The 12,735-nt window shown below is 67.1% G+C and carries 12 protein-coding genes; 4 read left to right on the top strand and 8 right to left on the bottom strand.

The annotated features are described in order from the left end of the window. Positions 1-93 precede the first annotated feature (93 nt). Positions 94-705, top strand: a complete 612-nt coding sequence (locus ACFWU5_RS18365) for a TetR/AcrR family transcriptional regulator (protein ID WP_379268023.1) — start codon at positions 94-96, stop codon at positions 703-705. Positions 706-775: 70 nt separating this feature from the next. Here ACFWU5_RS18365 and ACFWU5_RS18360 read toward each other — a convergent pair whose 3' ends face one another. The 6 genes from ACFWU5_RS18360 to ACFWU5_RS18335 all read right to left on the bottom strand — a co-directional run bounded on the left by ACFWU5_RS18360 (position 776) and on the right by ACFWU5_RS18335 (position 7,229). Then, entirely contained in the window at positions 776-1,366 is a 591-nt protein-coding gene (locus ACFWU5_RS18360; RefSeq protein ID WP_379268022.1) for a hypothetical protein, read from the bottom strand. A 110-nt stretch (positions 1,367-1,476) separates the two neighbouring features. Continuing rightward, entirely contained in the window at positions 1,477-2,433 is a 957-nt protein-coding gene (locus tag ACFWU5_RS18355; RefSeq protein WP_379268021.1) for a sirohydrochlorin chelatase, read from the bottom strand. Continuing rightward, the gene (locus ACFWU5_RS18350) at positions 2,433-3,728 is read right to left on the bottom strand and encodes a sulfate adenylyltransferase subunit 1 (RefSeq protein WP_379268020.1); all 1,296 of its coding nucleotides are present in this window, start codon (positions 3,726-3,728) and stop codon (positions 2,433-2,435) included. Before ACFWU5_RS18350 ends, ACFWU5_RS18355 begins: the two co-directional genes overlap by 1 nt. After that, positions 3,728-4,681 carry a sulfate adenylyltransferase subunit CysD gene (cysD, locus tag ACFWU5_RS18345; protein WP_379268019.1) on the bottom strand — a complete coding sequence of 318 codons (954 nt, stop codon included), beginning with the start codon at positions 4,679-4,681 and terminating at the stop codon, positions 3,728-3,730. The genes ACFWU5_RS18350 and cysD overlap by 1 nt, the downstream gene beginning before the upstream one ends. Then, positions 4,678-5,430 carry a phosphoadenylyl-sulfate reductase gene (locus ACFWU5_RS18340; RefSeq protein ID WP_379268018.1) on the bottom strand — a complete coding sequence of 251 codons (753 nt, stop codon included), beginning with the start codon at positions 5,428-5,430 and terminating at the stop codon, positions 4,678-4,680. The genes cysD and ACFWU5_RS18340 overlap by 4 nt, the downstream gene beginning before the upstream one ends. A 20-nt stretch (positions 5,431-5,450) precedes the next feature. Continuing rightward, entirely contained in the window at positions 5,451-7,229 is a 1,779-nt protein-coding gene (locus tag ACFWU5_RS18335) for a nitrite/sulfite reductase (RefSeq protein ID WP_379245968.1), read from the bottom strand. Positions 7,230-7,683: 454 nt separating this feature from the next. Between ACFWU5_RS18335 and hemW the strand changes: the two genes are divergently transcribed. Next, positions 7,684-8,871: a radical SAM family heme chaperone HemW gene (gene hemW / locus ACFWU5_RS18330; protein WP_379268057.1), complete on the top strand. Its 1,188-nt coding sequence runs from the start codon at positions 7,684-7,686 to the stop codon at positions 8,869-8,871. Between the two features lie 250 nt (positions 8,872-9,121). Further along, positions 9,122-9,364: a hypothetical protein gene (locus ACFWU5_RS18325; RefSeq protein ID WP_379245964.1), complete on the top strand. Its 243-nt coding sequence runs from the start codon at positions 9,122-9,124 to the stop codon at positions 9,362-9,364. A 66-nt stretch (positions 9,365-9,430) separates the two neighbouring features. Here the strand turns inward: ACFWU5_RS18325 and ACFWU5_RS18320 are convergent, their stop codons facing one another. Together ACFWU5_RS18320 and ACFWU5_RS18315 are read right to left on the bottom strand one after the other, a co-directional pair. Beyond that, positions 9,431-10,774: a hypothetical protein gene (locus ACFWU5_RS18320; RefSeq protein ID WP_379268017.1), complete on the bottom strand. Its 1,344-nt coding sequence runs from the start codon at positions 10,772-10,774 to the stop codon at positions 9,431-9,433. Positions 10,775-10,845: 71 nt separating this feature from the next. Further along, positions 10,846-11,190 carry a hypothetical protein gene (locus tag ACFWU5_RS18315; protein ID WP_379268016.1) on the bottom strand — a complete coding sequence of 115 codons (345 nt, stop codon included), beginning with the start codon at positions 11,188-11,190 and terminating at the stop codon, positions 10,846-10,848. Positions 11,191-11,576: 386 nt separating this feature from the next. On the opposite strand from ACFWU5_RS18315, the gene hrcA reads away from it, so the two are divergent. After that, complete coding sequence (gene hrcA / locus ACFWU5_RS18310) at positions 11,577-12,611, top strand: heat-inducible transcriptional repressor HrcA (RefSeq protein ID WP_379245958.1); 1,035 nt, start codon at positions 11,577-11,579, stop codon at positions 12,609-12,611. The last annotated feature ends 124 nt before the right edge of the window (positions 12,612-12,735 follow it).

Here is a 12,735-nt window from a genome sequence, read left to right as displayed (position 1 = left end):
TCGAGGAGGAGAAATAAGAACGTACGATCGTTCGTAAATTAAAGTACGACCGATCGTTCGCCTTCGCAACCCCGGAGTGGAACAATGATTTCTATGACCCAGCTGACCGATTCGAGTGACCAACGGCTGGCCAAAGGTGCCCGCGCCCGCGCCACCATCGCCCGGCGCGCCGCCGAACTCGCCTCCGTCGAAGGTCTCGACGGCCTCAGCATCGGCCGCCTCGCCGCCGACCTCGGCATCAGCAAAAGCGGCATCGCCACCCTGTTCGGCACCAAGGAAGCACTGCAGCTGGCCGCGGTCCAGACCGCCCGCGACATCTTCATCGAACGAGTCATCGCCCCGAGCCTGCGCACCCCGCGCGGTGCGGGCAGAGTCCGCGACCTGATCGACCGCTGGTTCGCCCACATCGACAACCCCCCGTTCCCCGGCGGCTGCTTCCGGGTAGCCACCCTCACCGAATTCAGCAGCAAGCCGGGTGCCGTCCGCGACGCCGTCGTCGCCGACCACGACCAATGGTTGAGCTTCCTGACCGCCGAGGTCGTGAAGGCGCAGGCGCAGAACGAACTCGCGGACGCCGATGCTGACCTGCTCGTGTTCGAACTGGATGCGATCGTGAGCGCCGCCAATATCGCCCGTCAGACGGGAGATTCGGCTCGCGTCGAGGCGGCACGCACGATCGCGAACCGTTTGTTGGCGGGGGTCTAGTCGACGCGAATCGGCGCCGCTGCACGAGTGGGTGGTGCCGCCGAAGGTGAAGCCGGGAATCAGCGGTAGGTCAGTGGGTGAAGTTCCAGAACCCGATGCCGATCGCGCCCCACCAGCACAATTGGGAGATCCCACCGCACACCGCGCCCACGCCGAGGAGTCTGCGCGGCAGGGGATCCGCGGTCTGGCGCGCGGCCAATCGCCGCCCGAGGGCCGTGGCAATCAGTCCGTTCAGTGTCAGTGCGAGAACCAGAACCATCTTGGTGACGGTCAGCGGGGACCCGAGATCGGGTTCCAGGACGCAGCCGCTCACGATCAGCGTTGCCAATCCGGCCCAGATAGGGAAGTGAAGGCGCGAAACCTGGTGCAGCGCATCGGCTAGCGAGCAGCGTCCGATCACCCAGAGCATCATGCGAAAATCGGCGGCCAGCACGCTACCGAAACCGAGCATGAGCGCGCCGAAGTGAACGACAAGTCCCGCACTGTGGACCCATGGGTGCACCGCCAGCTGACCGGCCATCCAGATCATCGACATCAGACCGAGTAGCAGGATCGCAGCCGTGACGGCGGTGTTGCGCCAGGAGTCGAGCAAGTGTGGCGGTGGCGCGTCGCGCTCGGTGGTCGACCGGCCCTGCCATCTGACGATTAGTCTTCCGGGCATCGTGCCTCCACCAGCTGCCGCGCCAAGTCCCCGCTAATACGATAGAGGAGGATATGGTTTGCGGCAGCGCGAGAATGCGCTGTGCCAGTAGGGGATTGGCGTGAGGGTTCTCAGGCGGAGAGTTCGAGATCTGCGGCGACGCAACTGTCGTACCGAGCGCAGATCACGTCTACCAGCGCGGAATGCGCCCCGATGACATCGGCATGGACGACCTCGGGAGCAGCGGCGACCAACCGGTCGGTGAGCAGCCCCGGCGCCAGGAACCATGGCGCGACAACGATCCGTTCGGCTCCGCGCGCCACCAATCGCTCCACGGCCTGCGAAATGCCGGGTTCGACTGTGGCGAAGCAGAGTTCGGTGGGGCAACCGGCCACCGACGCCAGCCGCCGCGCCACCACCGCGGTCCGTCGATTGGCCGCGGCATCACGAGAACCGACGGCAGCGACAGCGATTCCCACCACGGGATCGCCCGACAATCCACTCGCCGGTGCCACCACGCTCAACGGTGCGAGACCGGATCGAACTGCCGTCGGGGAGTGGGCGGCCTTCGGACCGCCGATCAGGTCGAGTCGATCGCAAGCCGGGTCCGAGAGGTGCGTGGCCGATGAACCCTGAGCGTTCGACGCCGTGGCGATCAGTGGAGCTCGGCGGTGTGCCGCCGCGACTCGGTCGGCCAGCGCCGAGATGAGCAGGGGATCGGGCCCGAGAACCGCGGCCTGGGTCAGCCGCAGCTGCGGATGGTGCCGGGTGGCATCGGCAAGCAGGGCGGGCAGGTCGACGCGGGCGTGAAAAGCGTTGCCCAGCAACAGGGGAACCACGATGACATCGGTATGTCCTTGCGCGGCAAGGTCATCGACAACCTCGTGCACCGATGGTGCGCTCAAATCCAGAAAAGCCAGCCGGACCGCGATATCGGGCCGGGCGGCGGCCACTTCGGCGACTACGGCTGCCATGGTCGCGGCCGACCGTGGATCACGGCTGCCGTGGGCGACCGCGATCAGCGCGGGCCCGCCACCACCCCGCGGCACCGAGACGGCACCACGTGGCGGGGCGGGCAGGCGATACATCAGACCGTCGCGCCGACTTCGACCGAGGTCAGCACGTCGCCGACCAGGCCGGCTGCGAGGGTGTTGCCACCGGCGGGGTCGATGAGCAGGAACGAGCCGGTGTGCCGGTTGGTGCGGTAGTCGTCGGCCGGGATCGGCTCGGCCAGTCGCAGCGAGATACGACCGATGTCGTTGAGCTCCAACGATTCCGGGCTCGGAACCGCCGTGAGCGTCTGCTCGTCGAACCGCTCCACCAGCGCGCCGACGATCGCCTGCGTGGTCTTGGCGCCGTGCTTGAGCAGCAGGCGAGCGCCGGGACGCAGGCCCTTGTCGCCCAGCCAGCAGACCGTGGCGTCGAAGGTGTCGATCGACTCCGGCGCGTCGTGCACCGAGGCGATGATGTCGCCGCGCGAGATGTCGACCTCGTCGGCCAGGATCAGCGTCACGCTGCGCCCGACCTGCGCGACAGCCAGTTCGCCGTCGGGGGTGTCGATGCGCTCGACGGTGGTCTTCTTGCCCGAGGGCAGCACCACGATCTCGTCACCGGGCGAGACCGAACCGGCCGCGATCTGACCCGCGTAACCCCGGTAATCGGGGTATTCGGCGGTACGCGGACGGATCACGTACTGCACGGGGAAACGCAGACCCAGCGCGTGGGTTCCGGTCGAATCCGCGTCGGTCGGAACGGATTCCAGGTGTTCGATCAGCGACGGCCCGGTGTAGTACGGGGTGTTCCCGGAACGGCTGGCGATGTTGTCGCCGTGCAGCGCCGAGACCGGGATCTCGATGACGTCGTCGGACGACCAGCCCAGCTTCGAGGTGAGCTCGTTGAACTCGGCGGAGATCTCGGCGAACACCTCGGCCGGGTTGTCGACCAGGTCGATCTTGTTCACCGCGAGCACCAGACGAGGCACGCCGAGCAGCGCGAGCACCGCCGCGTGACGGCGAGTCTGCTCGATGACACCCTTGCGCGCGTCGGTCAGCAGGATCACCAGCTGCGCCGTGGACGCACCCGACACCGTGTTGCGCGTGTACTGCACGTGCCCCGGCGTATCGGCGAGCACGAAAGACCGCTTAGGCGTAGCGAAGTAGCGGTACGCCACGTCGATGGTGATGCCCTGCTCACGCTCGGCGCGCAGGCCGTCGACCAGCAGCGACAGGTCCGGCGTGGACAGCCCACGGTCGACCGAGGCGCGAGTCACGGCGTCGATCTGATCGGCCAGCACGGACTTCGTGTCGTAGAGCAGCCGTCCGACCAGGGTGGACTTGCCGTCGTCGACAGAACCGGCGGTGGCCAGCCTCAATAGGTCGGACATCAGAAATAACCCTCTCGCTTGCGGTCTTCCATGGCGGCTTCCGAGACACGGTCGTCGCCGCGAGTGGCGCCACGCTCAGTAAGTCGTGATGCCGCGACCTCGGCCAGGATGGCCTGGTTGTCGGCGGCGTCGGAGATGATGGCGCCGGTGGTGGAACCGTCGCCGACGGTGCGGTAGCGCACCGAACGGGTCTCGAGGACCTCGTTCTCGTTCGGGCCACCCCACACGCCGGGCGTCATCCACATGCCGTCGCGCGAGTACACAGGACGCTCGTGCGCGTAGTAGATCGACGCCAGGTCGATGTCCTCACGGGCGATGTAGCGCCAGATGTCGAGCTCGGTCCAGTTGCTCAGCGGGAACACGCGCACGTGCTCACCGGGCGCGTGCTTGCCGTTGTACAGGTTCCACAGCTCGGGGCGCTGACGCTTCGGGTCCCACTGACCGAAGGCGTTGCGCAGCGAGAAGATTCGCTCCTTGGCGCGCGAACGCTCCTCGTCGCGACGGCCGCCGCCGAAGACCGCGTCGAAGCGGTGCTCGGTGATGGCGTCCAGCAGCGGCACGGTCTGCAACGGGTTGCGGATGCCGTCGGGACGCTCGGTCAGGCGACCGTCGGCCAGGTACTGCTCGACCGAGGCCACGTGCAGGCGCAGGCCGTAGCGCTCCACGATCTTGTCGCGGAACTCGAGCACCTCGTCGAGGTTGTGGCCGGTGTCCACGTGCAGCAGCGTGAACGGCAGCGGCGCGGGCCAGAACGCCTTCAGCGCCAGGTGCAGCAGGACCGTGGAGTCCTTGCCGCCGGAGAACAGGATCACGGGCCGCTCGAATTCGCCCGCGACCTCACGGAAGATGTGGATCGCCTCGGATTCCAGCGCCGCGAGGGTGTCGAACTCGGTCAGGCCGAGGTCGCGTTCGGTGGTGTCGGTACTCACAGGCTCACTCCCGGTAATAGTCATGATTGGTGCAGTCCGCACTCGGTCTTGGCCAGCCCGGCCCAGCGGCCGGACCGCGGGTCGGATCCCGGTTCGGGCTTGCGCGTGCAGGGAGCGCACCCGATGGACGGGTAGCCCTCCTCCACCAGGGGATTGACGAGGATGCCGTTGGCCTCGATGTAGGCCTGCATCTGGTCGTCGGACCACGGCGCGATCGGGTTGATCTTCACCAGGCCGAAGGCTTCGTCGAACGAGATCAGCGGCGCGTTGGCGCGGGTGGGCGCCTCGACGCGGCGGATGCCGGTGATCCACGCGTTGTAACCGGCCAGCGAGCGCTTCAACGGCACGACCTTGCGCAGGCGGCAGCATTCGGCGGCGTCGCGGGCGAACAGGTCCTTGCCCAGCAGCGCGTCCTGCTCGGCGACGCTGGCCTCGGGGCCCACGTTGATCACGTTCACGCCGTACACGGCCTCGACCGCGTCCCGGGTGCCGATGGTCTCGGCGAAGTGGTAGCCGGTGTCGAGGAACAGCACGTCCACGCCGGGCCGGGTCTGGGCCGCGAGGTGCACGAGCACGCCGTCCTGCATGTTCGACGCGACGATGTAACCGCCGCTCGGGTCCTGCGGGTCGCTGGACCGGGTCGGCCCGAAGACCTTGTCGGTCCAGGCGATCAGGTCGGCCGCCGACGCCTCGGGGCCCAGTTCCGCCGCGCCCTGTTCGGCCAGGGCGCGCAGTTCGTCTTCGGACAGTTTCGCCGTGAGATTGGTTGTCACAGTGGGGATCTCCTCATCGACTATCGGAGGTCGGCTTCGTCGGCGCGTACAGCCCACACCGCGAAACGTTCACCGGATTCCCGGTTCTTGACGAAGTTGCGGACCACGCGCTCGATGTAGTCACCGAGCTCGACGCTGGTTACCTTGTGCTGGCGCAACTTTCGGCCGAAGGCACTGTCCAGGCCGAGGCTGCCACCGAGGTGAACCTGGAAACCCTCCACCTGATTCCCGGTGCCGTCGTCCACGAGCTGGCCCTTGAAGCCGATGTCGGCGATCTGGGACCGGCCGCAGGAGTTCGGGCAGCCGTTGATGTTGATGGTGATCGGCACGTCGAGTTCGGCGTTGATGTCGGCCAGTCGCTGCTCGAGTTCGGGAGCCAGCACCTGTGAACGCTTGCGGGTCTCGACGAACGACAGCTTGCAGAACTCGATCCCGCTGCATGCCAGGAGGTTTCGCCGCCAGATCGACGGGCGCGCCTGCAAGCCCAGCGGCTCGAGCTCGTCGATCAGCGCGTCGACCTGGTCGTCGGCGATGTCGAGGACGATCAGCTTCTGGTACGGCGTGAAGCGGATGCGGTCCGAGCCGTACTTGGCGGCGGCGTCGGCGACCTGGCTCAAGATGGTGCCCGAGACGCGACCGGCGATGGGGGAGAAGCCCACGGAGTTCAAACCGTTGCGCAGCTTCTGCACACCGACGTGATCGATGGGCTTGGCGGGCTGCTCGGGCGCGGGACCGTCGATGAGCTTGCGCTTCAGGTACTCGGTCTCGAGCACCTCGCGGAACTTCTCGATGCCCCAGTCCTTGATCAGGAACTTCAGCCGAGCCTTGGTACGCAGGCGGCGGTACCCGTAATCGCGGTACAGCGACACGACCGCTTCCCACACATCGGGGACCTCGTCGAGCGGCACGAACGCACCCACGCGCTGGGCCAGCATCGGGTTGGTGGACAGACCGCCACCGACCCACAGGTCAAGGCCGGGCCCGTGTTCGGGATGGTTCACGCCCACGAACGCGATGTCGTTGATCTCGTGCACCACGTCCTGCTGGCCCGAGATCGCGGTCTTGAACTTGCGGGGAAGGTTGGAGTACTCCTTCTTCCCGATGTAGCGCTTGACGATCTCGTCGATCGCCCAGGTGGGGTCGATGATCTCGTCCAGGGACTCACCGGCCAGCGGCGAACCCAACACCACGCGCGGGCAGTCGCCGCACGCCTCGGTGGTGTGTAGACCGACCGACTCGAGCCGACGCCAGATCTCCGGGACGTTCTCGACCTCGATCCAGTGGTACTGGACGTTCTCGCGATCGGACAGGTCGGCGGTGTCGCGGCCGAACTCGGTGGAGATCTCACCGATGGTGCGCAGCTGCGCGACCGACAGGGCGCCCGCATCGCAACGCACCCGCATCATGAAGTACTCGGCTTCGAGCAGGTCGATGTTGTCGTCATCGGTGAAGGTGCCGTCGTAGCCTTCTTCACGCTGGGTGTACAGACCCCACCAGCGGAAACGGCCACGCAGGTCGGCCTTGTCGATCGAGTCGAAGCCGCCCTTGGCGTAGATGTTCTCGATGCGCGAACGCACGTTGAGCGGGTTGTCGTCCTTCTTGGACTGCTCGTTGGGGTTCAGCGGCTCGCGGTAGCCGAGGGCCCACTGGCCTTCGGACCGGCGGCGAACCGGCTTGCCGGTGCGGGCGCGCGGGGCGACCGGGGCATCGCTGGTCGGCCGGACGGGGCGCGTGGGTGCTGAACGCTGCGCGCTGGCCGTCGACTGCTCGGTCGAACCGGCGTCGGTGCTCGACGTCATGTGGGGTCGCTCCTGCGGGGGTGGTGGGACATCCGTGCTGAAGGCGCGAGGGGCTGGCTCGCGACAGGGGAGTCAGCGGGGCCGATGAAAGTCGAAGGCACCGGGGGGTTACCCGGGCGTGGACGCCGCTGCGCTACCGGTGGAAACCGGGCCGACAACAGGCGCTACAGACACGCTGGAAGTCGACGTGGCGACGGGCCACGAGTCGTACTCCAGTTGCGTGCATGTGCCTATTGTGCCACGTCAGCCGGGTCGTTCCGACCGCAAGGAGATATTTCCCCCACTTTTGCGGGAAATCCCCTGGACGGTCGTCCCATTCTGTGACGGGGGTCATAATCGGCTTCGGACCGCGCGGGGCCGCCGCGTGGTCTCGACGTGGGGCGCGTCGGGGCGGTGGTGCCGGGCCCGGCAGACTGCAGGGGTGACTACCAGCGCTGCTTCCGGGGCTCCCGGCGTGACACCGGCCGACGCCGATCGCCCGGTGCTGCGCGATTTCGGCGGCGGCGCGTTCGGGGTGTACGTGCACGTGCCGTTCTGTGCCACCCGCTGCGGATACTGCGATTTCAACACCTACACGGCGGGGGAGTTGGGGACGTCGGCGTCGCCGCAATCGTGGCTCGAGGCGTTGCGCGGTGAACTCGCGACCGCGGCGCAGGAGTTCGGCGCACTGCCCAGCGCGACCCCGCAGGTATCCACGATCTTCGTCGGCGGCGGAACCCCGTCGTTGCTCGGCGGCGACGGGTTGGGCTCGGTGCTCGATGCTGTGCGCGCGAATTTCACGCTGGCGCCCGATGCCGAAGTGACCACCGAATCGAACCCGGAATCGACCTCGCCGCAGTTCTTCGAGCGGATCCGCGGCGCCGGCTACAGCCGGGTGTCGCTGGGGATGCAGTCCGCGGCGCAGCACGTGCTGAAGGTGCTCGATCGCACGCACACACCGGGCCGCGCGGTCGCCGCCGCGAAGGAGGCCAAGGCCGCGGGATTCGAGCACGTGAACCTGGATCTGATCTATGGCACGCCGGGCGAAACCGATGCCGATCTGGACGCGAGTCTGGACGCCGTGTTGGCCGCCGGTGTCGATCATGTGTCCGCCTACTCTCTGATCGTCGAAGATGGAACTGCGTTGGCGCGCAAGGTCCGTCGCGGTGAGCTGCCCGCTCCCGACGACGACGTGCTCGCCACTCGCTACGAGCGCATCGACTCCCGTCTGGCCGAGGCCGGCCTGTCCTGGTACGAGGTCTCCAACTGGGCCGCGAACGACTCCGCCCGGTGCCGCCACAACCTCGGCTACTGGGACGGCGGCGACTGGCTCGGCGCGGGCCCCGGTGCCCACAGCCACGTCGGCGGCGTGCGCTGGTGGAACGTCAAACACCCCGCCCGCTACGCCGACCGCGTCGCCCTCGGTGGCCTACCCGCCGCAGGCTGGGAAGCGCTCACCGACGACGAGCGCTACACCGAACACCTCATGCTCACCGTGCGCCTGCGCACCGGCCTGCCGCTGGCCGATCTAGCCCCCTCGGCAACCCCCGCCCTCGACCGCGTCCTCGCCGACGGCCTCGCCCACATCGCCGACGGCAACCTCGTGCTGACCGACCGCGGCCGCCTGCTCGCCGACGGCATAGTCCGCGACCTCCTCACCTGATCGATCGCGATCGCGCGCGGTTCCGGGGCCCGGCGAATCGCGCGGCGGTGATGTCATCGTGATCTGAATTTCGAGATTTCCGCGCCTTGGGATCAGCAACAAAGAATGCCCGGTCATCGTGGGGTGGTAAGCCAATGCACACCCTGTGGAAGGGTCGCTACATTGGGGTCCTTTAAGGCTATGTTCGGAGGGTTCGCCGTGGAAGATAACGATTAGGGGCGTAAGCTTCGACTCGATCCTAGGGAGTTATATGTCCACCGAACGGCACATCACCCTCGTCCACGAGCAGAGCGAATTCGCGGAAGCGCGCTCTGCTGAGAAGGCGGAGAACGCTCGTCAGTGCGCAGTCGCCGCACGGACGGTCGCTTCGCATTCCAACGACGCCGAAGACTGCACATCGCTGCTGGCGATGCTCGGCCTCGACGCCCTCGCGGGCAAGAATGTAGGCGCTCCCGACTCGGCCGCTCGCTGCGGTGCAGCTGCCCGAGTCTGACTCGGCATCGGCCGCCCAGCCAGGGTGGCCACTGCCGACGCCTGTCTCGGCTCGCTGACATCGTCGTCAGCCCCGAGTCACCGGCGAGCACTGCTCGCCGGGTAGCAGGTCAGCACCACCACCGATCACCCCACCGGCCACCGCCGGTAGCGCGACGCCGAGCAATTCCTCGGTATTCGCCTGCGTGATCAGGTACTGCGGCAACCCACGCTCGGTCTCGATGCTGGGTGACGACTGCGTCACCGGTGCGCCGGCGCAGTGGAAGAACCGATCGACCGACCGGGTCGAGGCGTGTCCCACTGGCGGACCGGCGCCGATCACCGGGCTGACCGAACCAGCAACGCTGTGCCCGGCTCTGGGCCCGTCCTGCCTGCCCGGCAGAGGGTGATTCCGACCGCCCGGCGTTCGATCACGGGCCGCGCTCATGCCGACGCCGTGGTCCGATCTCGCGCCCGCCGAACTTGGCGATGGACCGCGTCCCGCCGTGACGGTTGCGGGATCGATGGTCGCAGCAAATGTCGAGGTAGGTGCGGTGTGGAATCCGGTTCCGCCAGGTATCGGCGGCGCGGCCGTGCCGCCCGGATACGTCGTCACAGTGGTGGCCGTCGACATCGGTGCCACCGTGCCGCTCGACTGCGCGGCCCCGTGATCCGGTCCCGCCGACCAGTCTGCGGCCCCGCCCGAACTGTTTCCGATCCCCTCCGATCTGTCGATGACTTCGTCGGAACTTTCGGTCGGAACTCCAGTAACGCGACCGTCGACTTTCGTTGCTCCCGAATCGTCGACAGGCACCTCGATCCCGCCCCGTGACTGCGCGCGCCGCTCGCTGCGCGATTGCCCCACGATGTCGATCAACAACTGCCGATCACCGACCTCGCTCCCACCATCGACCGTTCGAAGTGGCGTGGGCAGCAACGGAATACGTCCGATCAGTTCACCGAACGGCACCACGTACCGCTGCCGCATCGCCGCCCGCGCGTCTTCCTCCGCGGCCGACAACGTGGAATCGGCCTCGCGCACCGCCCCGTTCGCCGGCCACTCCGATCCCATCCCGGCGGAGACCTGGGTGCTCGGCGACCCGATCGCATACTTCGTCGCCACGATCGCCTCCGCCGCCGCCCGAACGATCCCCGGCAATTCCTCCAGTGCCACAGTCAGTTCGCGAGCCTGCCTGACATAGGCGTCGATCGCGGACCCCGCTGCCGCAGCGGCCACACCTTCCCAGACCTGCGGCAGCAATCCACCCACCGCGTGCTGAAAAGTGCGGACCGCAGCCTCCCAGTCGCGCGCGATCTGGTCGAACTTATCCGCCTGCGCCACCGCATCGGTCACGTCGAGTGACTGGAATGCCGCGACGATCTCGTGATGCCGCCAAGAATGCGTGTTCTCCCCGCCGCCGGGAACGCCCAATTGTGTGGCACCACGGGAAACTTCGGAATTCCTCTGCTCGCCGCCAGTAGAGCCGGGCGGCTCGCGGCCTGTCACCTCGACTCCGGAACTGGTGGATCGGATTGTCCCGCAATCAGTTCCACCGAATGCAGGCGATCCGCCCAATCACGGTCGGCAATCACCATCCGATCACAAACATCGAGCAGTGCCAGCCGAAGATCCTCGACAATCCGCGCATGCGCGTCCAGCGCCGCGGTGATGCTGTTGTCCGTCGCCCCAGCTACACAACGCAATCGCGCCACTAAAGCAGCAGCGGATATCAGCCGCGCGTTCCCTTCACCCAGCCCCCACCGCACCTGATCGCCGATCTCGGCGGCGAGCAACCGAATCCGCGCGATCGCCAACAGCAGTTCGGCGCACGCGTTCTCGATTCCCACGAACTCCGCCGGTCGTACCGCGACTGCCCCCGAATACCCCACAGTTCCCCCTCGTGTTGTGAAAAGTGCTGGTAAACCCCCTGATTCGATTCCGAACCTACGCCCACCACCCGACCTCGACAACCCCCGAAATCCCATCTGTGGATAACTCGGGCCTGTGGATAACTTTTCGCCGACGAACACCCCCCGCAGACGGCAGAACACCGCCCCTATGGCCGGAAATCCGCCACGTGACGGTTGGATGCCGACCGACCGCGTGATCCGGCGATCTCGCCCGAGGCAATTAGACTGGGAACCAGACGCTGACAGCGTCCACGTGCGAACCTGTGCCGAACACGGCACGGTCGCACACGAAGTACCGGGCACGAGCGAGGAAGGTGGGGTCGATGGCGTCGAGTACCGAAGATCGACGTTTCGAGGTTCTACGGGCGATCGTCGCGGATTACGTCGCCACCAAGGAACCGATCGGCTCCAAGTCGCTGGTCGAGCGACACAATCTCGGGGTTTCCAGCGCCACCATCCGCAACGACATGGCCGTGCTCGAGGCCGAGGGCTACATCACCCAGCCGCACACGAGTTCGGGCCGCATTCCCACCGACAAGGGTTATCGCGAGTTCGTCGACCGGATCGCGGAGGTGAAACCGCTGTCGGGTGCCGAGCGCCGCGCGATCATGGAATTCCTCGAATCCGGGGTCGACCTCGACGACGTGCTGCGTCGTGGCGTGCGCCTGCTGGCCCAGCTCACCCGCCAGGTCGCCGTCGTGCAGTACCCGACGGTGTCGGCCTCGATCGTGCGCCACATCGAGGTCGTCGCGCTCAACCCGGCCAAACTGCTGCTGGTGGTGATCACCGACACCGGCCGCGTCGACCAGCGCATCGTGGATCTGGGCGCGGTGATCTCCGACGAGGACCTCGTCGCGGTGCGCGGCCTGCTCGGCGGTGCCATGGACGGCAAACTGCTGTCGGTGGCCAGCGCGGCCGTGGCGGGTGTGCCCGAACGCGCACCGGCCAAGATCCGCGATGTGTTGATCCGGGTGTCCACGGTGCTGGTGGAGACGCTGGTCGAACACCCGGAAGAACGCCTGGTGCTGGGCGGCACGGCCAACCTCACCCGCAATGTCGCCGACTTCGGTTTCCCCGGCTCCCTGCGCAGCGTGCTGGAAGCCCTCGAAGAGCAGGTCATCGTGCTCAAACTGCTCGCCGCCGCGCAGCAGCCGGGCCAGGTGATGGTGCAGATCGGCGAGGAGACCCAGGTCGAGCAGATCCGCGGCGCCTCGGTGGTCTCCACCGGTTACGGCGCGGCAGGCGCGGTGCTGGGCGGCATGGGTGTGCTCGGCCCCACACGCATGGATTATCCGGGCACGATGGCGTCGGTGGCGACCGTGGCCCGCTACATCGGCGAGGTGCTGGCCGAAAGGTGAAGCCAGCTCGGGAACGAGGGTCACCGGGCTGTTAAGGTCGATACTTCGGCCGGTAAAGTTGAGTGGATTCGACTAAAGGATGCGCCCGGCGCTCGGCCGGACCACACCGACCAAGGACTAGAGA

This window comes from Nocardia sp. NPDC058640 (assembly GCF_042716995.1).
Lineage (GTDB): Bacteria > Actinomycetota > Actinomycetes > Mycobacteriales > Mycobacteriaceae > Nocardia.
Note: the sequence above shows the minus strand (reverse complement) of the source record. Positions and strands in the feature narration are given on the sequence as shown.